General features: G+C 40.1%; 18 protein-coding genes and 4 tRNA genes. 7 read left to right on the plus strand and 15 right to left on the minus strand.

Annotation, left to right across the window (positions count from 1 at the left end; translation table 11 throughout):
- Positions 1 to 280: 280 nt before the first annotated feature.
- The 14 genes from hflC to orn all read right to left on the minus strand — a co-directional run bounded on the left by hflC (position 281) and on the right by orn (position 11,402).
- Positions 281 to 1,171: a protease modulator HflC gene (gene hflC, locus AB4153_RS04150; RefSeq protein ID WP_102529204.1), complete on the minus strand. Its 891-nt coding sequence runs from the start codon at positions 1,169 to 1,171 to the stop codon at positions 281 to 283.
- A gap of 3 nt (positions 1,172 to 1,174) precedes the next feature.
- The gene (hflK, locus tag AB4153_RS04155; RefSeq protein ID WP_102529203.1) at positions 1,175 to 2,332 is read right to left on the minus strand and encodes an FtsH protease activity modulator HflK; all 1,158 of its coding nucleotides are present in this window, start codon (positions 2,330 to 2,332) and stop codon (positions 1,175 to 1,177) included.
- Positions 2,333 to 2,365: 33 nt separating this feature from the next.
- Positions 2,366 to 3,685, minus strand: coding sequence for a ribosome rescue GTPase HflX (hflX, locus tag AB4153_RS04160; RefSeq protein ID WP_102529202.1), 1,320 nt, complete (start codon positions 3,683 to 3,685; stop codon positions 2,366 to 2,368).
- A 19-nt stretch (positions 3,686 to 3,704) separates the two neighbouring features.
- Complete coding sequence (gene hfq, locus AB4153_RS04165) at positions 3,705 to 3,965, minus strand: RNA chaperone Hfq (RefSeq protein ID WP_102529201.1); 261 nt, start codon at positions 3,963 to 3,965, stop codon at positions 3,705 to 3,707.
- Positions 3,966 to 4,054: 89 nt separating this feature from the next.
- A complete protein-coding gene (gene miaA / locus AB4153_RS04170; protein WP_371996475.1) occupies positions 4,055 to 4,981 on the minus strand; it encodes a tRNA (adenosine(37)-N6)-dimethylallyltransferase MiaA in 927 nt (308 codons plus the stop codon).
- Position 4,982: 1 nt separating this feature from the next.
- Positions 4,983 to 6,920 (minus strand): DNA mismatch repair endonuclease MutL, encoded by a 1,938-nt coding sequence (gene mutL / locus AB4153_RS04175; RefSeq protein WP_229371149.1) that lies wholly within the window; start codon positions 6,918 to 6,920, stop codon positions 4,983 to 4,985.
- 3 nt (positions 6,921 to 6,923) lie between these two features.
- Complete coding sequence (locus AB4153_RS04180; RefSeq protein ID WP_371996476.1) at positions 6,924 to 8,231, minus strand: N-acetylmuramoyl-L-alanine amidase; 1,308 nt, start codon at positions 8,229 to 8,231, stop codon at positions 6,924 to 6,926.
- 24 nt (positions 8,232 to 8,255) lie between these two features.
- Positions 8,256 to 8,714, minus strand: coding sequence for a tRNA (adenosine(37)-N6)-threonylcarbamoyltransferase complex ATPase subunit type 1 TsaE (gene tsaE, locus AB4153_RS04185; RefSeq protein ID WP_303515689.1), 459 nt, complete (start codon positions 8,712 to 8,714; stop codon positions 8,256 to 8,258).
- Positions 8,715 to 8,887: 173 nt separating this feature from the next.
- Positions 8,888 to 9,343, minus strand: coding sequence for a hypothetical protein (locus AB4153_RS04190; protein ID WP_229371226.1), 456 nt, complete (start codon positions 9,341 to 9,343; stop codon positions 8,888 to 8,890).
- A gap of 746 nt (positions 9,344 to 10,089) precedes the next feature.
- A tRNA-Gly gene (locus tag AB4153_RS04195) sits at positions 10,090 to 10,165 on the minus strand.
- A gap of 23 nt (positions 10,166 to 10,188) precedes the next feature.
- Positions 10,189 to 10,264, minus strand: a tRNA-Gly gene (locus tag AB4153_RS04200).
- 92 nt (positions 10,265 to 10,356) lie between these two features.
- Positions 10,357 to 10,432: transfer RNA gene (locus AB4153_RS04205), tRNA-Gly, on the minus strand.
- Positions 10,433 to 10,527: 95 nt separating this feature from the next.
- A tRNA-Gly gene (locus AB4153_RS04210) sits at positions 10,528 to 10,603 on the minus strand.
- A gap of 253 nt (positions 10,604 to 10,856) precedes the next feature.
- Positions 10,857 to 11,402, minus strand: a complete 546-nt coding sequence (gene orn / locus AB4153_RS04215) for an oligoribonuclease (protein ID WP_303517714.1) — start codon at positions 11,400 to 11,402, stop codon at positions 10,857 to 10,859.
- A gap of 113 nt (positions 11,403 to 11,515) precedes the next feature.
- On the opposite strand from orn, the gene rsgA reads away from it, so the two are divergent.
- From rsgA to AB4153_RS04240, 5 genes are all read left to right on the plus strand, one after another.
- Entirely contained in the window at positions 11,516 to 12,571 is a 1,056-nt protein-coding gene (gene rsgA / locus AB4153_RS04220; protein WP_371996477.1) for a small ribosomal subunit biogenesis GTPase RsgA, read from the plus strand.
- A gap of 65 nt (positions 12,572 to 12,636) precedes the next feature.
- Positions 12,637 to 13,497, plus strand: a complete 861-nt coding sequence (gene asd / locus AB4153_RS04225; protein WP_371996478.1) for an archaetidylserine decarboxylase — start codon at positions 12,637 to 12,639, stop codon at positions 13,495 to 13,497.
- A 10-nt stretch (positions 13,498 to 13,507) separates the two neighbouring features.
- Positions 13,508 to 14,407 (plus strand): DMT family transporter, encoded by a 900-nt coding sequence (locus AB4153_RS04230; protein WP_241906408.1) that lies wholly within the window; start codon positions 13,508 to 13,510, stop codon positions 14,405 to 14,407.
- Positions 14,408 to 14,458: 51 nt separating this feature from the next.
- On the plus strand, positions 14,459 to 17,662 hold the full coding sequence (locus tag AB4153_RS04235; RefSeq protein WP_371996479.1) for a mechanosensitive ion channel domain-containing protein: 3,204 nt from the start codon (positions 14,459 to 14,461) through the stop codon (positions 17,660 to 17,662).
- Between the two features lie 4 nt (positions 17,663 to 17,666).
- Positions 17,667 to 18,404, plus strand: coding sequence for a glycerophosphodiester phosphodiesterase (locus AB4153_RS04240; protein WP_371996480.1), 738 nt, complete (start codon positions 17,667 to 17,669; stop codon positions 18,402 to 18,404).
- A 42-nt stretch (positions 18,405 to 18,446) separates the two neighbouring features.
- Here AB4153_RS04240 and AB4153_RS04245 read toward each other — a convergent pair whose 3' ends face one another.
- Positions 18,447 to 18,779 carry a DUF3392 domain-containing protein gene (locus tag AB4153_RS04245; protein ID WP_371996481.1) on the minus strand — a complete coding sequence of 111 codons (333 nt, stop codon included), beginning with the start codon at positions 18,777 to 18,779 and terminating at the stop codon, positions 18,447 to 18,449.
- Positions 18,780 to 18,817: 38 nt separating this feature from the next.
- Between AB4153_RS04245 and AB4153_RS04250 the strand changes: the two genes are divergently transcribed.
- Together AB4153_RS04250 and AB4153_RS04255 are read left to right on the plus strand one after the other, a co-directional pair.
- Positions 18,818 to 19,744 carry a D-2-hydroxyacid dehydrogenase gene (locus tag AB4153_RS04250; RefSeq protein WP_371996482.1) on the plus strand — a complete coding sequence of 309 codons (927 nt, stop codon included), beginning with the start codon at positions 18,818 to 18,820 and terminating at the stop codon, positions 19,742 to 19,744.
- A 217-nt stretch (positions 19,745 to 19,961) separates the two neighbouring features.
- Positions 19,962 to 20,156, plus strand: a complete 195-nt coding sequence (locus tag AB4153_RS04255; protein ID WP_055023428.1) for a bacterioferritin-associated ferredoxin — start codon at positions 19,962 to 19,964, stop codon at positions 20,154 to 20,156.
- Positions 20,157 to 20,158: the final 2 nt, after the last annotated feature.

Raw genomic sequence — 20,158 nt, forward strand, 5'->3', positions numbered from 1 at the left:
AGATCATAGTAAAACACACAACTAAGTTGCGGGAATTGTATGTTTTTTTTAAGCCGCACAAAAAACAACCAAGCATTTTGATACTTTTTAGAGAATATATGCAGAAGTGAATTTTATAACTTACTGTTAATTAATAAAATTTAATGAAATACTTTGCTTCTAAATTAGTCATAGCTGATTAATTAAGCCAAAGTGCAAAAAATTCAATTTGTTTATATAAAAAGTCGCAGACATAAAAAAACCCGGTAATAACCGGGTTTTTAATCAACTAAATGACAATTTACTTACCATCAATTGATTTCATGTATTTAAAGAAGTCACTATCAGGTTCTAGAACCATCACATCACTGTTGCCAGCAAAACTTTCTTTGTAGGCTTCTAAGCTACGTAAAAAACCATAAAATTCAGGATCTTTGTTATACGCATCTGCATAAATTTTAGCAGATAGTGCATCACCTTCACCTCGAACAGTTAACGCTTTACGTTCAGCTTCTGCAACTTTAACTGTTACATCAGCATCAATCGTTGCACGAATGATTTCAGATTGCTCTTTACCTTGTGCACGATGCTCTTTAGCAACAGCTTGACGCTCTGCTCGCATACGCTGGAAAATACTGCTACTCACGTTAGCAGGTAAATTGATTTGCTTAACACGAACGTCAACCACTTCAATACCCAAATCCTGTGAGCTTTCAGCTGCATTTTCTAAAGCATCATTTTGCAGTTCATCACGTTTGCCAGAAACAATTTCTTTAATGGTGCGACGACCAAACTCAGTACGTAAATCATTGTTGATTTTACGTTGTAGCAAGTCTTCTGCAGTTACGATGTTACCGCCACCTGTTGAAAGGTAGAAGGTTTCAAAGTCGTTAATACGCCATTTAACGTATGAATCAACCATCAAATCTTTCTTTTCTGAAGTCACGAAACGGTCAGCTGCGCCATCTAGAGTTTGAATACGTGCATCAAGGTATTTAACCTTATCGATAGCAGGTATTTTAAAATGGATCCCCGGTGCAAGCACACGAGTAACAGCTTCGCCGTTGACATCATCTTTTAAAATTTCACCAAAACGCGAAACAATGGCACGTTCGCCTTCATTTACGACCATCAAAGATGAAAAACCAATCCCTAAAAGGATGACTAAAATAATCAGTCCAAATCTACCCATGAGTTAGTCCCTCCCTTGGCGAGAACGAGCTTCGCGAGTTTGACGGCCATCAAGCGGCATTGAAGAACCAAACGAATTATTTGAAGGAGTATTGATATGCGTTTCCGCTACAGGCTCAACCACTTCACGTTTAGTTTGATTATCCATCATTTTATCTAAAGGCAAATACATTAAGTTACCACTGTTTTTGGTATCAATAAGTACTTTATTCGTATCAGCCATGACTGCTTGCATCGCATCTAAATAAAGACGCTTACGAGTCACTTCTGGTGCCATTTCATACTCAGGCAATAACTGTTCAAAACGCGCTACTTTACCTTGAGCTTCTAACACTTCACGCTGTTTATAAGCGCTAGCATCTTGAGCCATACGTTCTACTTGACCACGAGCTTTAGGTTCAATTTCACGTGCGTAAGCTTCAGCTTCACGAATGAATCGTTGCTCATCCTCTTGTGCAGAAATCGCATCATCAAAGGCATCTTTTACTTCTTCAGGCGGACGCGCAGGCAAAAAGTTGACGTCTTGAATTGATAAACCTAATTTATATGGTTCAAGAATACGTTCTAGTTCAGACCAAGTATCACGACGAATAGCATCACGACCAGTGGTCAAGATGTCATCCATAGTGTTATGTCCAATCACATAACGTAAAGCACTATCTGTCGCTTCTCTTAAACTTGCATTGGCATCAACAGCGCTGAACAAATACAAATAAGCATCATCTACGCGGTATTGAACATCTAATTCAACTTTAACCAAGTTTTCATCAGATGTTAGCATGCTGCCAGAAGATGGAATTGATCGAACTGCTTTGATGTTCACAGGGAAAACTTCATCAATAAAAGTCGCTTTCCAATGTAAACCAGGTCCAACTTCGCCAGAATGTTGACCGAAACGTAAGGTCACCCCACGTTCAGCTTCTTTAATGGTATAAAAACCTGAAGCCCCCCAAACCAACAAACCAATAACTAAAACAACAATAATGCTGGTTGAGTTAAATGAAGGACTTGACGATCCACCTGAACCACCTTTACCACCGCCAAAGCGCTTTGAAAGATTACGAAATACTTCGTCTAAATCTGGTGGGCCTTTATCGTTACCGTTTTTGTTTCCCCAAGGGTCTTTATCTTTTCCCTTGTTACCGGGCTCATTCCAAGCCATTTAGCACTCCATAAGTGGATGAAATAAATGTTATTAGCAAGTAACGTCTACTGCTGAATCTTCAAGTGAAGATTCAGAGATAAACGTCTCTAATTCGCCTTGACTCTGTTTTGTTAATCGGCGCCAATTGGCTTCCGACAAACGAACAGACAAAATACAGTTCCCCAGATCGTCATACTCTTTCTGCTGTATCGCGTCCAGTCCATAAAACTGACCAAGATAATGCCCAGCCGTCGCTGGTATTTTCAATGTTTGCTCTACAATCACTTCACCGATTAACTCGTTGATAGCCTGTAATAGCAATTCAAATCCAATTTGTTTTTGTGCAGATACCCAAACTCGTTCAGGCATCCCCTCATCGTCGTAATCGATTCGAGGTACAAAGTCTTCCAATAAGTCGATTTTATTACAAACGACCAGTTGAGGAATAGTATCTGCGTCAATTTCTTCAAGTACATTTTGCACTTGTTCGAAATTTTCCGTCATATTTTCATCTGCACAGTCTATGGCATGCAATAACAAGTCAGCTTGACGAGTTTCTTGCAATGTAGCTTTGAAGGCTGCGACTAAATCATGAGGTAAATGACGAATAAACCCAACGGTATCCGCTAAAATGACGGCACCATCAGGTAAATTTAGTTTACGCAACGTTGGATCCAACGTGGCGAATAACTGATCCGCTGCATAGACTTCTGAAGCGGTTAACGCATTAAACAAAGTTGACTTACCCGCATTGGTGTAACCCACCAATGACACAGTTGATAAGTCACTGCGTTTACGCGATCGGCGGCTTTGTTCACGTTGCTTGTCTACTTTATCAAGTCGACGATTAATACTCTTAATACGCCCACGCAACAAACGTCTATCGGTTTCGAGCTGGGTTTCCCCAGGTCCTCGCATACCAATACCACCTTTCTGTCTCTCCAAGTGAGTCCAACCACGAATAAGGCGAGTCGACATGTGGCGCAATTGCGCTAGCTCCACTTGTAACTTACCTTCGTGCGTTCTCGCTCGTTGAGCAAAAATATCTAAAATCAGTGCTGTCCGATCTAATACTCGGCATTCACAAATTTGCTCTAAATTTCTTTCTTGTGCAGGACTTAACGCGTGATTAAAAATCACCACATTTGCTTCAGTAGCTGCCACCATTGCGGCTAACTCTTCAACTTTACCTGTACCAACAAAAAACTTTCGATCAGGTGAACGACGGCTTCCGGTAATAACACCAACAGAGCGAGCTCCTGCTGATTCAACTAATAATTGTAACTCAGTTATGTCTTCTCTTCGGTCGTCATCAGAAAAGTCAATATGTACAAGAACTGCGGTTTCACCCGCTTCATAGCGATCAAACAAGTAGCAAACTCCTTAAATATTATTCTGATGCAGGTGCTTCATCATGCTGTGTATGAGTACTTTGAGCTGTCACATTAAATGGACGCGCAGGTACTACAGTCGAAATAGCATGTTTGTAAACCATTTGGCTTACTGTATTTTTTAACAAAATAACGAATTGGTCGAATGACTCAACTTGTCCTTGCAACTTAATACCATTCACTAAATAGATTGAAACTGGTACACGTTCACGACGCAGTGCGTTCAAAAATGGGTCTTGTAAAGATTGCCCCTTAGCCATTTCGATTTCCTTTTTTTTATTTTCAAAATAAATTTTTTGAATAATGTTTTATTGTTTAGTTTGAGTATTATACAGCAACGGCGAATAATCTAGCTCGAATGTCGTATAAGTGTAACTAAATTTCCTTCGGCTCCACTTTCAAGCCAATTTAAGTCTGGCCAACTTCTCAACCATGTTAATTGACGTTTAGCTAATTGCCTAGTAGCTGCAGTGGCTTTTTCTATCAAAGTATCATAGTCAAATTCTTCATCTAAATACTGCCAACACTGCCTATAACCAACGCAGCGCATAGAAGGCATGTCTAAATGCAAATCGCCTCGGGATTTTAATCGCTCAACTTCTTCGATAAAACCCTGTTCCATCATCAGTTTAAATCTTTTCGCGATTAATTCATGTAATACTTTTCTATCAAGTGGTGCAATAGCAAATTGAACCACATCATATGGTAACGCCTCTGACTTAGTTGCTGTCAACTCAGTCATTGTCTTACCTGTTATTCTAAAAACTTCTAAAGCACGAGAAAGTCGCTGCGGATCATTAGGGTGAATTCGCTCACCCGCTACAGGGTCAACCTCGCAAAGTTGCTGGTGTAACACATCCCAACCAAACTCTTCTGCTTCTTTAATTATTTCAGCTCTAATAACGTCATCAGCCGCAGGAAGCGGAGATAACCCTTCAAGTAGTGCTTTAAAGTACATCATGGTGCCACCAACAAGTAATGGGGTCTTACCACGAGCAATAATTTGTTCTATTTCAATCAGTGCATCACGTCTAAAATCAGCAGCCGAATAGCTTTCACTCGGATCTAATATATCAATTAAACGATGCGGTGCTAATGCTAACTCATCAGCATTAGGTTTAGCTGAACCAATGTCCATTTGACGATATATCAGCGCAGAATCAACTGAAATAATTTCACAGTTATGCTTTTGCGCCATTTCAATGGCTAAAGATGTCTTGCCTGAGGCTGTTGGCCCCATCAAAAACATTACTTTAGGTTGTTTAGCTTGGTTCACATTAATTCTCTTCTAACCAGGTTTTCCATGGTAACGACTTTGCTTGTGACTCAAGGCTCAATTTCTGTTCGTTATCTAATTGACTGTATTTAAACCAAATCTCTGATGCTGCTGTAAATGATTGCGTTTGATGTTTTGCAATCCACAGTGATAATGCTTCATCTGAAGGAGTTTCTAATTTAATCCAGTTTAATAGTTCTGGAATTAATACAGCTAACTGGCTGTCTCTCAGATATGGGGGCACATTCTTTATTATCAACTGTTGGTAGCGAATTGATAGGGTTAATCCTAGTCTGCGCAGTAATATATCTCGCTCTTCCAGTAATGCTTTCCAATCCACATCAGCTTGAATTGACACAGGCATCAGCAAAGGCTGCCCCACTAAACCAGTGTTAATTTTAGAAAGTATTTCATTTTTTGTAACAATAACTGACACTTGCGATATATCGAGCAAGAGTAATTGGCTTTCTTTGGCCATCACCCAATATTGACCATCTAATAAAGGCGGCATGGTATTAACAACTGAAGTATTAACTTCATTAATTTGTGTTAACGATGCATTTTCTTTATTGGTTTGTAGTAATTGACCATAATTTGCTATCGCAGTGGGTGTCACTTCTGCAGAGTCAATGGCCCTGGCATTACCACCTTGAGAACCACCATATTGATGACCTTGTGCCGGTATCGACATGCTACCAAAGCGATTATTACTCACCTCTCTAGGCTGATATTCCTTATCACTATCGGTATGGTTGGCACCTATTTGGGTTAAATATGCACTCGCTTGAGTTCCTTCACCACGATACAAATCACCCTGATGACGCCCATTCTGATGTGGATTATTTGCCTGAGCATGTGACGATTCATGGGAGTCGGTAGTTGTAATACTTTGCCCATTTACATTCACACTATCTGAAAAGTGACCTTCAGGATCGATCGCCAATTCAGAAATCTGCTCAAGTACCGACTGCAAAGCCTGAAGTATAAAATCATGAACTAAACGGTTTTGATGAAACCTGACTTCATGTTTTGCTGGGTGAACATTAACGTCAACTTGATGCGGGTCAATCTCAAGCATCAACACATACCCAGGTTGATGCTGAATATTAAAACGACCAAAAGCTTGTTTAACCGCATGGTTAACTAGTCTATCTCGCACTAGTCTGCCATTGACATAAAAGTAGCAGCTATCGGTAACATGCGTATCACTTGGAGACTGTAAATAACCTGATAGTGTCAGACCATCATGCTCACACGATAAGTGCAGCGCTTGCTCAGCAAATCCGCGCCCACAAATTTGCCCCAAGCGTTGCTTATACTGGATTTCGGTATTGGCAGGTCGATATTGGCGCACCAATTTACCATTATGCGTTAGGGTAAAATGCACATCGGTTCTAGCAATCGCAATCCGTTTAAGCCACTCATCAATATGGGTAAACTCAGTCTTATCACTTTTTAAAAAACGTCTTCTAGCGGGGGTATTAAAAAATAAATCCACCACGTCGATGGTTGAGCCTTTTGGGTGTGCAGCTGGAGTAATTTTTACATCCATTTGCGAGCCTGCAGCGTTTGCCTGCCAAGCTTCTGATTGTTCTGCAGGCTTTGAAGTTAAACTCAGGCGCGCAACAGAGCTAATACTCGCTAGCGCCTCACCACGAAAACCAAAACTTAAAATCGCTTCTAGATCATCTAGCGAGTGAACTTTGGATGTCGCGTGACGTGATAAAGCTAATGCAAGTTCATCTTTTGCAATGCCTTTACCATTATCTCGAATACGGATTAATTTACTGCCGCCTTTATCAATCTCGATATCGACGCGCGTCGCTCCAGCATCTAAGCTGTTTTCGACGAGCTCTTTAACGACTGATGCTGGTCTTTCAACGACTTCACCTGCTGCAATTTGGTTGGCAAGTTGCGGTGGTAGAATTTGAATTGCCATAGTTTATGCCCTCGGAATGACCAGCTTTTGGCCTATTCGTAATACATCGGACTTTAAGTTATTACTTTTTTTGATGCTGGCGACACTGACTTTATAACGCTGGGCAATCACAGATAATGATTCACCGCTTCTTACCGTATGCTTCACATTACTTGTCTTAGCGAATGCAGTACCTGCAGGCGGGTTGGCCTCAAAATAGTTCACCACCCCCTTGTGAATCGCATTGGCTAATTTCTGCTGGTGATTGCCATTTAGTAACTGTTTCTCTTCTTTTGGATTAGAAATAAAGCCGGTTTCAATCAAAATTGAAGGAATATCTGTTGATTTTAATACTGCAAAACTTGCTGATTCAGGTTTATTTTTATGCAGCTTAGTCACTTTACCTAAGCCTGATAAAATATCAGTCGCAATACTGTGGCTTTCCGCCATTGAGTGATCCATCGACATATCAATCAAGGTCATCACAAGGTACTGTTCACTATCAGTGTTTTGAATAATGTCGCCCACTCCACCTAACAGCTCCGAGTGTTTTTCTTTATCTTCAAACACACGACCAATTTCAGTATTTGCACGGCGTTTAGACAATACCCAAACTGAAGCACCTTTAGGGTGAGGTGTCGTAAATGCGTCTGCATGAATAGATAACAATAAATCCGCTCGGCTATTTCTTGCTAACTCGGAGCGTTGGTTCAAGTTAACAAAGTAGTCACCACTTCGGGTCATTACCGCTTTCATACCGGGCGTTTCATTAATCTTGCGTTCGAGTCTTTTTGAAATAGCTAATACGACTTGTTTCTCAAAGGTCCCTTTAGGACCAATAGAGCCAGGATCTTCACCACCATGGCCAGCGTCAATGGCAACAATCACATCAGTTGATCGCTTACTCGTTTGCACCACTTGCTTTTTAGCTGCTGGCTGGTTAGCAGAATTATCTAAATCGACCACTAATCGATTGCCGTAAGGCGCTGTTGGTGTCAAAGAAAATAAACTCGCCTTAACCGGAGACGCCAACTCTAAAACCAAACGTAGGGTGCCTTTTTTAGGCGGAGAACTGAGTCGAACTTTATTAATCAGCTTGCTATCTTTGGCTAAATTATCAAATTTCACTTTTGTGGAAGCATCTTTGAGATCGATAACCAAACGCTGAGGGTTTGTTAGCGAGAAATGACTATATGATGGCGCTTTCGATAAATCAAAAACGACCCGGGTAGAATTTGGGGCATCCCAAATGCGGATGCTATCTAATTTATTAGCTGCATCAACTGTATATGAGAAGCTAAGCAACAATATAAACGCAAAAAATCGAGTCATTTTATCTTAAGTCTTAAGTCATTATTATTTTAATTTATTGACGATGAACTGCCCTGAAGGTGTCAGTCCAGTAATTTCAACTTGCCTCTGCTCACCTTGATAACTCAAATGAATCGCAAGATCAGCTGCTGGCAGTAAACCATGCCCTCTATCAGGCCACTCTACGATACTGATGCTTTTTTCAGTAAAATAATCACGGATCCCCATGTACTCAAGCTCTTCAGGATCGAGTAAACGATATAAGTCAAAGTGAAATACTTCCATATCTTTTAACTCATAAGGCTCAACCAGAGTATAAGTCGGACTCTTTACATTACCTTCGTGACCTAAACTTTGAATTAGGCCACGACTTAACGTCGTTTTACCCGCACCTAAGTCACCGGTTAAATATATCACCAAAGGCGCTGAAACCCAGAGCGACAAATCAATGCCTAATTCAATTGTAGCTTGTTCGTCTTGAAGATTTTTTGTTATAGAAGTCATGTTAACTTACCAGCACTTGAGGGATTAATCATATAAAAAGTATCATTTCACAGAGATTAAATACGCTTAACTGTAATATTACCCGATTTAAACAGCTGAAAAAAATAGAGCCAGCTTAATAGCTGACTCTATTTGGAAATATTAACATAAAATAGAAATGGGCAAAATATCTGTTAAATATCTTCCATTCTTAATGCACTATGCACGAGTCTTTTTTGTTGAGTTCGTTCAACTCTTACCAAGTCTAGTAAAGCCTCTTTAATCTCTGTAACTGCAGTACTGTTAGCAGTCTTTTCTATCAGTCCAATTAATCTATTTTCTAAATCAAGATGCAGTTCGAGTACATCATCTTCATTCATGTTGGCAGCTAGAGTTGAGTCATCGCAACGCTTTTTAAAGTCTTCGAAAGTGATATCTTTGTACCAAGTATCCAGCATCCGCGTTGGTGCTTCATCAATGTAATCTTCAATACTGTCATGCACATGTTGTTGATGTTGTTGCAAATACTCCAACATCATTTTTACTCGAGTCGAATCAGCATTGCGCTGTAATCGGCTATAGAGTTGTTTCATGTCTAAACGTGACTTAGCAATAAACTCAAGTAACTCACTTAGTTGTTGGATACGTATCATAAACACTCCACGGTATCTGCATTCTCATGCAGCTAATAAATTAGTTTGTAAAAGCTTGTATTTATTATGGTTGAAAAATCACAAGGAATATTTGAGCAAGCTCATATTTTACATATAAAAGACAGGTAAATTAGCAAATATGAAATAAACAGACATTAAACCTGTTAAATCCAGCCTACGTGTTCATTAAATCTAAAGAAAATTTTAATTCGGGGTATAACTGAAGGAATTTTGCAGCGACCTGATATTTTCAACAAGCGTGGTTCGAACTGATGACCTATACCTTGGAAAAATAAAGGTATCACTATGCTAAAAACGCAACTGAGCTAATTGTTAAATAAGGAGGGTTTCTTGCAAGAGATATTACTGAAAGAAGTTTGCAGCGATCTTATATTTTCAAAAGAGTGGTTCGAACTGATGGCATATCCAGAAAAGATATAGTTGATTTACTTTTTGGGAAGTTTGGAGCGACCTGATTTTCAAAAAGAGTGGTTCGAACTGATGACCTATACCTCGGCAAAATAAAGGTATCACTATGCTAAAAACGCAACTGAGCTAATTGTTAATTTGAAAGTTTACTTGAGGTAAAACAGGTAGGTAGTTTGGAGCGACCTAATATGGTTAAAAAGAGTGGTTCGAACTGATGACCTATACCTTGGCAAGGTATCACTATGCTAAAAACGCAACTGAGCTAATTATTAAATAAGGAGGGTTTCTTGCAAGAGGTATTACTGAAAGAAGTTTGGAGCGACATATCAGGTTCGAACTGATGACCTATACCTTGGCAAGGTATCGCTCTACCAACTGAGCTAATGTCGCATTACAAAACTTGGTATTGAAATTGGAGCGACATATCAGGTTCGAACTGATGACCTATACCTTGGCAAGGTATCGCTCTACCAACTGAGCTAATGTCGCATCTTGTTGCTTTATTAAAACATTTGGCAAGGTATCGTCTGATTCAAAGCCAACTGAGCTAATCTCGCATCTATATTTCAATTTTTAAAAATTGGAGCGACATATCAGGTTCGAACTGATGACCTATACCTTGGCAAGGTATCGCTCTACCAACTGAGCTAATGTCGCATCTTGTTGCTTTATTAAAACATTTGGCAAGGTATCGTTTCAACCTTATCAACTGAGCTAATGTCACATCTTAATCAATTTTTAGTTTGAAGATTTGGAGCGACATATCAGGTTCGAACTGATGACCTATACCTTGGCAAGGTATCGCTCTACCAACTGAGCTAATGTCGCATCTTGTTGCTTTATTAAAACACTTGGCAAGGTATCGTCTGATTCAAAGCCAACTGAGCTAATGTCGCATCTCTTTTTGCTTTAAGAACACATTTGGCAAGGTATCGTTTGAACCAAAACCAACTGAGCTAATGCAGCAAATCTTCAAATTACAACTTCAAATAGCAAGTGGCTCGCTGTAAAAAGTTGAGGCCGCATTATATGTAATATTCACTACACTGCAACCCCTAATTCAAAAAAAAGGTTTGATTGCTTAAATTTTAAATACTTCTTGGCGATAAAACTGCAATTCAGCAATAGATTCCTTGATGTCTTCTAGTGCTTGGTGGGTATTATTTTTGCTAAAGCCTTTCATAACTTCTGGCTTCCATCGATTTGTTAGCTCTTTTATGGTGCTGACATCAATATTGCGATAATGGAAGAAGTCTTCTAGCTCAAGCATGTATTTGTTCAAAAAACGGCGATCTTGGCCAATGCTATTTCCACACATAGGCGAAGCACCTTTAGGGACATATTGCTCTAAAAATTCAATCGTTGCTCTAATAACGTCTTCTTCAGAATATTTACTGCTCTTAACGCGATCAATTAATCCAGACTCACCATGATGCTTTTGATTCCAATCATCCATGCCATTTAACACTTCATCAGACTGATGAACCGCCATAACTGGCCCTTGGGCAATAATATTTAATTCTTGGTCAGTCACAATCGTCGCAATTTCAATAATACGATCGACACTGGGCTCTAAACCAGTCATTTCTAAATCAACCCAAATCAGATTGCTCGAGTTTACAGCCATAATATCTGCCTTATTCTGTCAAAAGCCCTAAATTCAGGCTTTTTTATTAAAGAGGGTGTATCATACTGTTTTTTTATACGACAAAAAAACCACTAATTAATGAAGATTTGCCTGTGAGTAAAAAGAAACCACTTAGCCAAGGTCAAAAGCGCAGAATGCGCGACAACCAAAGTAAACGTTTAAAGCGTAAAGATAATCCTGATCAGACAACCGATCTACAGGATAGTCTACTTGGACCAGAACAACAGGGTATCGTCATTTCACGCTTCGGTCAGCACGCTGATATTGAAACCGAAGATGGTATTGTTGCACGTTGTAATCTCCGTCGAAATATCACCAGCCTTGTCACTGGCGACAAAGTGCTTGTGCGCTTAGCCACTGAAACAGATCGTGGTATTGGCGGGATCGTTGAAGCAGTTCATCCACGAACATCTTCCCTTACCCGTCCAGATTTATATGACGGCGTAAAAATTATCGCAGCCAATATTGATCAGATATTAATTGTCTCTTCAATTTTACCTAGCTTCACCACACAAATTATCGACCGATATTTAGTGGCTGCAGAAGACACTGAAATTCCACCTGTCATTATCCTTAATAAAATGGATTTACTAACCAATGACAATCGTGAAGAAGTTGAAGTCGCTTTAGCCCGTTATCGCCAAATTGGTTACCCTGTTTATATGGTGAGTAGTCACACCGGTGAGGGAGTCGAACAAATAAAATCACTGTTATCAGATAAAATCAGTGTGTTTGCAGGTCAATCTGGTGTGGGTAAGTCATCACTAATCAATGCACTCATGCCAGAAGCGGATCTTCTCATTGGTGATGTATCTGGAAACTCTGGCTTAGGCCAACACACCACCACTACCGCAAAATTATTGCACTTTGAAAGTGGTGGAGACTTAATTGACTCGCCCGGTGTTCGCGAGTTTGCTTTATGGCATCTACCCGCACCTCGCGTCGGTGAGTGCTTTGTTGAATTTCGAGAATACATCGGCACATGTAAATTCAGAGATTGTAAACACGGTAATGATCCGGGTTGCGCCTTGCAAGAGGCTCTCGCGGATGGGAAAATAACTCAAGATAGATTTAACAATTATCACCGAATTATTGCCAGCCTTGATGAACAGCGTCATGCTCGACACTTCAGAGCAATAGATGAGTAAACTCATTAATCTGGTTTACAATTCTCAAGATTAGCACGACATAAATAACTAAAAAGGGTACTCAATTGGATTCTGTTAAAATTGCTTTGCAATATCTCTTACCTAAACATTTACTATCACGTCTTGTGGGTAAGCTTGCAGCTGCGGAAGCGGGAGCGATTACTACCGCAGGTATTAAATGGTTTATCAAGCAATATAAAATTGATATGTCAGAAGCGGCACAAAGTGAGCCTGAAGCATACAAAACCTTTAATGCATTTTTTACCCGTTCTTTAAAACCTGGCCTTCGCCCTATTGTTGCAGACGACAAAATCATGGCTCACCCTGTTGATGGTGCAGTCAGTCAATGTGGCCCTATTGAAGCTGGCAAAATTGTCCAAGCTAAAAACCATGATTACACGACGCTTGCATTACTTGGCGGACAGCAAAAAGATGCTGAGCGCTTTAATGGTGGTGACTTTGCCACGATTTACTTAGCGCCTAAAGATTATCATCGTATTCACATGCCTATCACTGGTACCTTGTCAAAAATGACATATGTACCTGGTGAGCTATTTTCAGTTAACCCATTAACTGCGCAAAACGTGCCGGGTTTATTTGCTCGAAACGAGCGTGTTGTTGCTATTTTTGAAACTGAAGTGGGCCCAATGGCTATGGTATTAGTTGGAGCGACCATTGTTGCTAGCATTGAAACCATTTGGGCAGGAACAGTTACACCGCCGTGTGGTAAGCAAGTGTTTACTTGGGATTACCCAACTGAAGGTGCTGAAGCACTTACACTTGAGAAAGGCGCAGAAATGGGTCGTTTCAAGTTAGGCTCAACAGTGGTGATGTTATTTGGTCAAGATGCCATTGATACCTTTGCAGAAGGTGTAGAGCCGACTGAAACGACTCGTATGGGTCAAGCATTCGCTCACTTAAAGTAAAATATTAAATATGCCTATCGGCATGATAAAAGCGCAGCGCCCTGAAGTATCAAATGCTTCAGGGCTAATTCAGTTACATATTGCAGTACTGCTATTTGGTATTACTGCATTATTTTCAAAAATACTTCCCCTTAATGCATTAGATATTACCGTTCTTCGGTGTACCGTCGCATTTTTCGTTCTGGGATGTATTGTCAAAATTTCTCGTCAAGCATTGCTGTTATCTCAGCCCAAGCATTATTTAATTGCCCTTGGATTAGGTATTTTGGTGAGTTTACATTGGGTAACCTACTTTGCTGCAATGCAGTTATCTTCTGTCGCCATCGGAATGATTGCTTTTTTTACCTACCCTGTCATGACTGTCTTAGTTGAACCTCTCGTCAATAGAACTCGCTTAAGGTTTATAGACTTACTCTCAGGCATCGCAGTACTCACAGGAGTAATTATGCTTATTCCTGAACCTAACTTTGATAATGATGTCACTTTAGGTATTACTGTAGGTGTACTCTCGGCTGCTTTATTTACTGCACGTAATTTATTGCACAAAAAATACTTCTCACAATACAGCGGGCCACAAGCAATGTTCTATCAAACATTAGTCGCTGTGATAATCTTGTCTCCTTTTTTAGAAGTCGAACTCACCTCAATTACGCTAGATATATGGTTAACCATAGCCATTTTAGGCGTATTCTTTACTGCTGCGCCCCATGCGTTATTTGCCTCCTCACTGCGTCAACTAAGCGCTAAAACCGCAAGTTTAGTGTCTTGCTTACAGCCTTTTTACGGCACAGTTTTAGCCTTCTTACTGCTGAACGAACAGGTTAACCTTAATACCATTATTGGTGGATTGATTATCTTGCTCACAGCGATATTCGAAACTCAGCAAAATCATAAAAAAAATAAAGCGTAAACTCAGGTTTTTGTTACCATTGTATTAGTCTCTCACTAGCAATCATTCCCTATGTTACGTATTGCGTTTTTTATACTCAGCTTTATCTCCTTTGTTGCATCGGCTAATTCTCCCCTGCAACTGGATAAACGCTTGGGATTTTCTCAAAGCAACAACTCATCGCAAGTCGTTGACCTACCCACTCAAATAGAAAACGTCAAAACCAGCATCACAAAACTGAGTAATGAACAGAACGGTTACTTGGAGCTTGAGCAAAACAGCGACGTTATTACTCAAAAGATTTCAGCAGAGATTAATCAACCAATAACTGACATTAACATCAGTGCCGATATTGACATGGGTCAGCAAGCCTCGATGGCTTATTACCATTTATCTGAACTCAAACAATCTGAAAATGATTTAAGCGAACAATTAGTGCGCCTTTCAAAAAGGCAGCAGCAATTACCAAGCTTAATCAGACAGGCAAAGGATGCCTCGAATCAACATAAAAGAACCCAGCTAGCTCCCGTAGATACGCCATTGGGCCAGTTGCATTTACTCCAAGGTCAATTGCTTGAGCAACATATTGAAACCTTAACGGCTGAACTCTCTAGCAGCCCTAAGCAAAAACAAATCGCCCAATTACAATTACAGTTATTGCGTATTGAACATGCACAGCAAGAGAAGTTGATCGAATCGTTAAATAAACAAAATAATCAATATCGCCAGCAACAAGCAGCCAATACCATTGCCAATAATATTATCGATCAGCAGCAGCTTGCCGATACGATTTCTCAAGAGATAAGCCAAAAAAACCAGCAATATGCTCAAGAGTTAATTCGCATCACTAATGGCATTACTCAAGTCATTACTCAACAGGAAAAAGCTGAGAAGCAATATCAATCTCATGCTTTGCAATTAACCAACGTTGAAGAACAAATAACCTGGGTGGAAACCAACTCAGCTTTTGGCGACCGATTCTTACAAATGCTGCAATCGCTGCCTAAACCGCCAAACCAAGATGTATTACTGGCTGAAATTGCTGACTCTCGTTTGAAACGCTATCAGGCTGAACAGCAGCAAGCGTTAAACAAGCAACAGCTCAATACTGAAGATTTTCTCAATCACACTCAAATAAAGTTACTAGAATCACAACAAAGCTTGATTGAACAATTGGTGCAGAATTACGATGTATATCTGAATGAGCAGGCAAAGCTGAGAAACAGTTACGAGCAACTCAATCGAATATACTTGCGTCTGAAAAACACCCTGAACGAACATTTATTTTGGGTACCGAATGCAGCCAGAATTTCAGGTTTATGGTTCATCGATTTAAAGAATGCCACTGTTTGGCTCACTCAGGCGCCTCAAAGGGAAAAGTTAAAACAAGCATGGCAGTCACAGAATATTTACTGGGCTTGGTGGGTCATTATTCTCATCCTTTGCTTAATGGCTCAGGATTTATTAACTCCAAGGTTCAACAAAGCCATTGAACATTACGGTCAAAATGTCGGTAACGTAACCCAAGATAAGTTTATCTATACCGCGAAAACCCTCGGCTTAACGCTATTTTACTCGCTATTAAAACCTATGCCCTTGTTACTGGGCGGGTTAATTTTCTTTTCATCAGAGTTTAATTTTGTCCACGCGATTGGGGTTGGTGTACTTTCTATTGGCTGTAGCTATTGGGTATATCGATTTTTTGCCCTTCTGTCATTAGACAATGGCATCCTCATCAGCCATTTCAGGCGGCCACAACCGCTAGTGAAACGACTACAGCAAAAGACCTTACGCTTTATTTTCATCAGTTGGCCACTGATCGGTATCATGGGGTTCAGCGAAGCCATTGATACTTCCTTAATCCGCAATAGTATTGGTCGTGGCGCATTTCTGGTTTTCACCATTACGCTACTTATCCTTTACCGCGATATGTATGCATTTATTAATGATTTTCGTGCCAATGCGAATGATGGCAAAAACATGAAGTTATTTAATAAAATTACTTGGATCTTTTTAATCGCAGTACCTTGCTGCTGTATCGTATTAGCCTCAATTGGTTACTATTTCAGTGCATTCCAAGTGTTATTACAGCTGCAGCTTTCCTTGCTATTAGGTTTAGGTTTCTTGTTACTGTATCAATTAATTAAACGCTGGATGTTAATTGAAAGACGACTGATTGCCTTTGATCGCGCAAAAGCTCGCCGAGCAGAACGCTTAGCCCAACGTGAACGCGGTGAACTCAATAATGCTGCTGATGTGAATGATAACTATGAAGAACCTATTGTTGACCTTGAGACTATCGCAAGTCAGTCATTAGGCCTTGTACGCTCGTTATTGATTCTAGCCTTTTTTGGCAGTTTGTTGGCTTTAGTATCACAAACCCATACCGCCTTATTCTCATTTTTAGATGGCATTACGATGTGGAATACTCACTCGGTTATCAATGGCATAGAGCAGCAAATTCCCATTACCTTAAAGTCTATTCTATTCTCATTCATCGTTGTCGGCTTTTCGGCCATGATAGCCAAAAACCTTCCTGGTTTATTAGAGTTAACCATCTTGCAACGATTGGAATTAACCCCAGGTACAGGCTTTGCGATAACCACGGTGAGCAGCTATCTAGTCATATTTTTAGGCTTACTCGTTGGTTTCTCAACCATTGGGGTTGAGTGGTCTAAATTACAATGGTTAGTGGCAGCGTTATCTGTTGGTTTAGGTTTTGGTTTACAAGAGATTTTTGCTAACTTCATTTCTGGTTTAATTATTCTGTTTGAAAAACCCATCCGCATAGGTGATACCGTCACCATTCGCGATTTAACTGGTACAGTCACTAAAATCGAAATTCGCGCCACGACAATTGTGGATTGGGACAGAAAAGAAATCATTGTGCCGAATAAAGCCTTTATCACAGAACAATTAGTCAACTGGTCACTATCAGATCCTATTACCCGGGTGATTGTTAGCGTGTCAGTACAACGTGATGCAGACCCTTCAAAAGTTGAAGCGTTACTTCATCAAGCGGTAAGAGAATGTGATTTATCATTGAGCTTCCCTGAGCCTGAGGTTTGGTTTGCAGGTTTTGGCCAGCACACACAAGATTACGAAGTCAGATCTTATGCAAAAGACATGAACGATCGTTGGCCGTTAAGACATAATTTGCACAAGCGTATCTGTAAAAAGCTGAAAGAGAATCATGTTGAGCTGGCATATCCACAAATGGAAATTCATATCCACAATGGTCAATCTCGTGATTTACATCAAATTATAAAAGGTTAGGTAAATGCTGATTTTTGCACATCGCGGTGCCAGCGGTTACGAGGTTGAGAACACCTTAGCTGCTATGGAAAAAGCACTGTCAATTAATGTCCAAGCCATTGAACTGGACGTATATAATATTGAAGGCGAGCTGTTTGTGTTTCATGATCGTCGATTAGAAACAAAAACAACGGGTTGCGGGGTGACTCACCTTGCTTCAAAAGATGAACTCAGTAAAGTGACCATTCAACAGCACTCAATTCCAACGTTGTGGCAAGTGATGACGTTAATTCGTGGCCGTTGTATCGTCAACATTGAACTTAAAGGCTACCACACTGCTGAGCCATTAGTTGCTGTTTACCCCAAACTTATCAGTGAGCTAAACTTCACTGCTGAGCAATTACTGATTTCATCATTCAATCAGCCCTATTTATCTGTGGTAAAACAGCATTTACCCCACGCGAGGGTCGCACCCATTTTAGCTGGCGTACCATTGCACTATGCTGAATCTGTCACAGCACTAGATGCGTATTCTATTCATGTTGATCTTCATTTTGTTACCCACGAAATGGTTCAAGATGCCCATCAACGTGGTGCCAAAATTTATGTTTATACCGTAGATAACCCTGAAGATATTCATGCCTTAAAAGGACTTGGCGTCGATGGCATTTTTAGTAATTATCCTGATAAAGCCGCTATCGTGTTAGCCAATTACAGCCATGACAACTCCCATACAACAAGTCATGAAAAATGGTTTGGTTAATTTTTCACTAAATAACAAATGGATTCAGCGTAAATAACGCGTTTACACTTGCCTGTTTCGCTGAGCCCATGCGCCTATTCCAATAAACACCCCAATCACAACCAGTAACATCCACTGTGATGGCATTCCTCTAAGTTGACTCGCTAGCCATGGACTGATACTCACAATAGCCAGACCGTAACCAAAAGCATTGACCAGAACAAATGCTGAGGTTCTAATAATGAAGCCACTGCCTGACAATGACCGCCTTAATGCCCGATTGATATCTGTGGCGAAAATAACAATCGTACAGGCCACTAATGCAGTCGCAATCTCACTCATCCACGGATGCAACATAGCGCCAATTTTAGAAAAAAATGCTATGATTTGATTCATTAACCTACCTCTTTAATTAAGACTATCAGGGAATATTTATGGCGCATAAATTACTGCTATTAACCCAAGAAAATGACAAATATCGAAAGTTATTAACTGACTATAACTTACCAGATTTGATTATTTTAGGGGATGATCCAAGCAGTATTTGTGAAGCAAATATTTGGTTTGCAGAGCCACAACTGGCCGCACCTCTGTTAAATTTAGGCTCTGAGTTACAGTGGTTACAATCAACATTTGCTGGTGTCGATAAAATAACGGGTTCAAGACAACGCCACGATTACAGCTTAACCAATATTAAAGGGATTTTCGGGCCTTTAATGAGTGAGTACTTATTCGGCTACTTACTCGCTCATCAACGAGAGCATGCAAAATATAAACAGCAGCAACTGCAACAACATTGGGCACCAGGAAGCTACCGTACTCTTCAAGGGCAACAATTATTATTGTTAGGCACAGGTTCAATTGCGCAACATATTGCTCAAACAGCAAAGCATTTCGGTATGAAAGTCACTGGGCTAAGTAAAACAGGGACTGTAAAACCTTACTTTGATCATGTCGATACCATTGAACACTTAGCTGAACATTTACCCAATGCACATGCTGTTGCGAGTATATTGCCCAATACTTTGGATACTGAAAACATACTCAATAAATCCATGTTGGCATTATTACCTGCTGAATCAGTATTATTTAACCTAGGTAGAGGTAACGTATTAGATTTGGATGCGCTAGCAAGCCAGCTGCAAATTCAACCACTGCAACATGCAGTGTTAGATGTGTTCAATCAAGAACCTTTGCCTAGCGAACACGCTATTTGGCAATGCCCTAATGCTATTATTACCCCTCACATTGCCGCGCCGAGTTTTCCTGAGCAAGTAGTAGAAGTCTTTGTTGAGAACTTCCACTTATGGTGTCAGCAGCAACCTCTCAATCATCAAGTTGATTTCATCAAAGGCTATTAGCACTCGCCATAAAGCCTTACTTATGACTCGTTATTACAAATTTCGTGAGCCAGTTTGCAGTTTGTAATAACTATTACTTTTCGATAAAAGTCAGATTTGTTCAAAAAGTTATTAGCAATGAGAACTGTTTTCATTTACAATTACATTATTGTTGATTAGCTAGCATATTTACTATTACCAAGAATAAATATGTCATCAGACTTTACGAAGAGGCTTTATGTACGTTTGTCTTTGTCACGGAATTACTGATACCCAAATCAGAGAAGCAGTAAGCAAACATGGCGACAGCTCTTTAGCTGACGTTAAAAAACGCTTAGGTGTTGCTGATCAGTGTGGTAAATGTTCTCGTATGGCGACCAACATCATTAAAGCACAAGTCGATGTCGAACCTAACTTCTACGAAGTCGCATAATT

This window comes from Shewanella sp. 10N.286.52.E4 (genome assembly GCF_041468785.1).
GTDB lineage: Bacteria > Pseudomonadota > Gammaproteobacteria > Enterobacterales > Shewanellaceae > Shewanella > Shewanella electrodiphila.

Excerpts from the sequence above, each read along its gene's own strand:
- AB4153_RS04245 (WP_371996481.1), bottom strand. The coding sequence starts at position 18,779 with ATGAATCAAATCATAGCATTTTTTTCTAAAATTGGCGCTATGTTGCAT.
- orn (WP_303517714.1), bottom strand. The coding sequence starts at position 11,402 with ATGGCTGTAAACTCGAGCAATCTGATTTGGGTTGATTTAGAAATGACT.
- AB4153_RS04230 (WP_241906408.1), top strand. The coding sequence starts at position 13,508 with ATGCCTATCGGCATGATAAAAGCGCAGCGCCCTGAAGTATCAAATGCT.
- AB4153_RS04255 (WP_055023428.1), top strand. The coding sequence starts at position 19,962 with ATGTACGTTTGTCTTTGTCACGGAATTACTGATACCCAAATCAGAGAA.
- tsaE (WP_303515689.1), bottom strand. The coding sequence starts at position 8,714 with ATGACTTCTATAACAAAAAATCTTCAAGACGAACAAGCTACAATTGAA.
- AB4153_RS04180 (WP_371996476.1), bottom strand. The coding sequence starts at position 8,231 with ATGACTCGATTTTTTGCGTTTATATTGTTGCTTAGCTTCTCATATACA.
- AB4153_RS04235 (WP_371996479.1), top strand. The coding sequence starts at position 14,459 with ATGTTACGTATTGCGTTTTTTATACTCAGCTTTATCTCCTTTGTTGCA.
- hflK (WP_102529203.1), bottom strand. The coding sequence starts at position 2,332 with ATGGCTTGGAATGAGCCCGGTAACAAGGGAAAAGATAAAGACCCTTGG.
- mutL (WP_229371149.1), bottom strand. The coding sequence starts at position 6,920 with ATGGCAATTCAAATTCTACCACCGCAACTTGCCAACCAAATTGCAGCA.
- AB4153_RS04250 (WP_371996482.1), top strand. The coding sequence starts at position 18,818 with ATGGCGCATAAATTACTGCTATTAACCCAAGAAAATGACAAATATCGA.
- hfq (WP_102529201.1), bottom strand. The coding sequence starts at position 3,965 with ATGGCTAAGGGGCAATCTTTACAAGACCCATTTTTGAACGCACTGCGT.
- AB4153_RS04240 (WP_371996480.1), top strand. The coding sequence starts at position 17,667 with ATGCTGATTTTTGCACATCGCGGTGCCAGCGGTTACGAGGTTGAGAAC.
- hflC (WP_102529204.1), bottom strand. The coding sequence starts at position 1,171 with ATGGGTAGATTTGGACTGATTATTTTAGTCATCCTTTTAGGGATTGGT.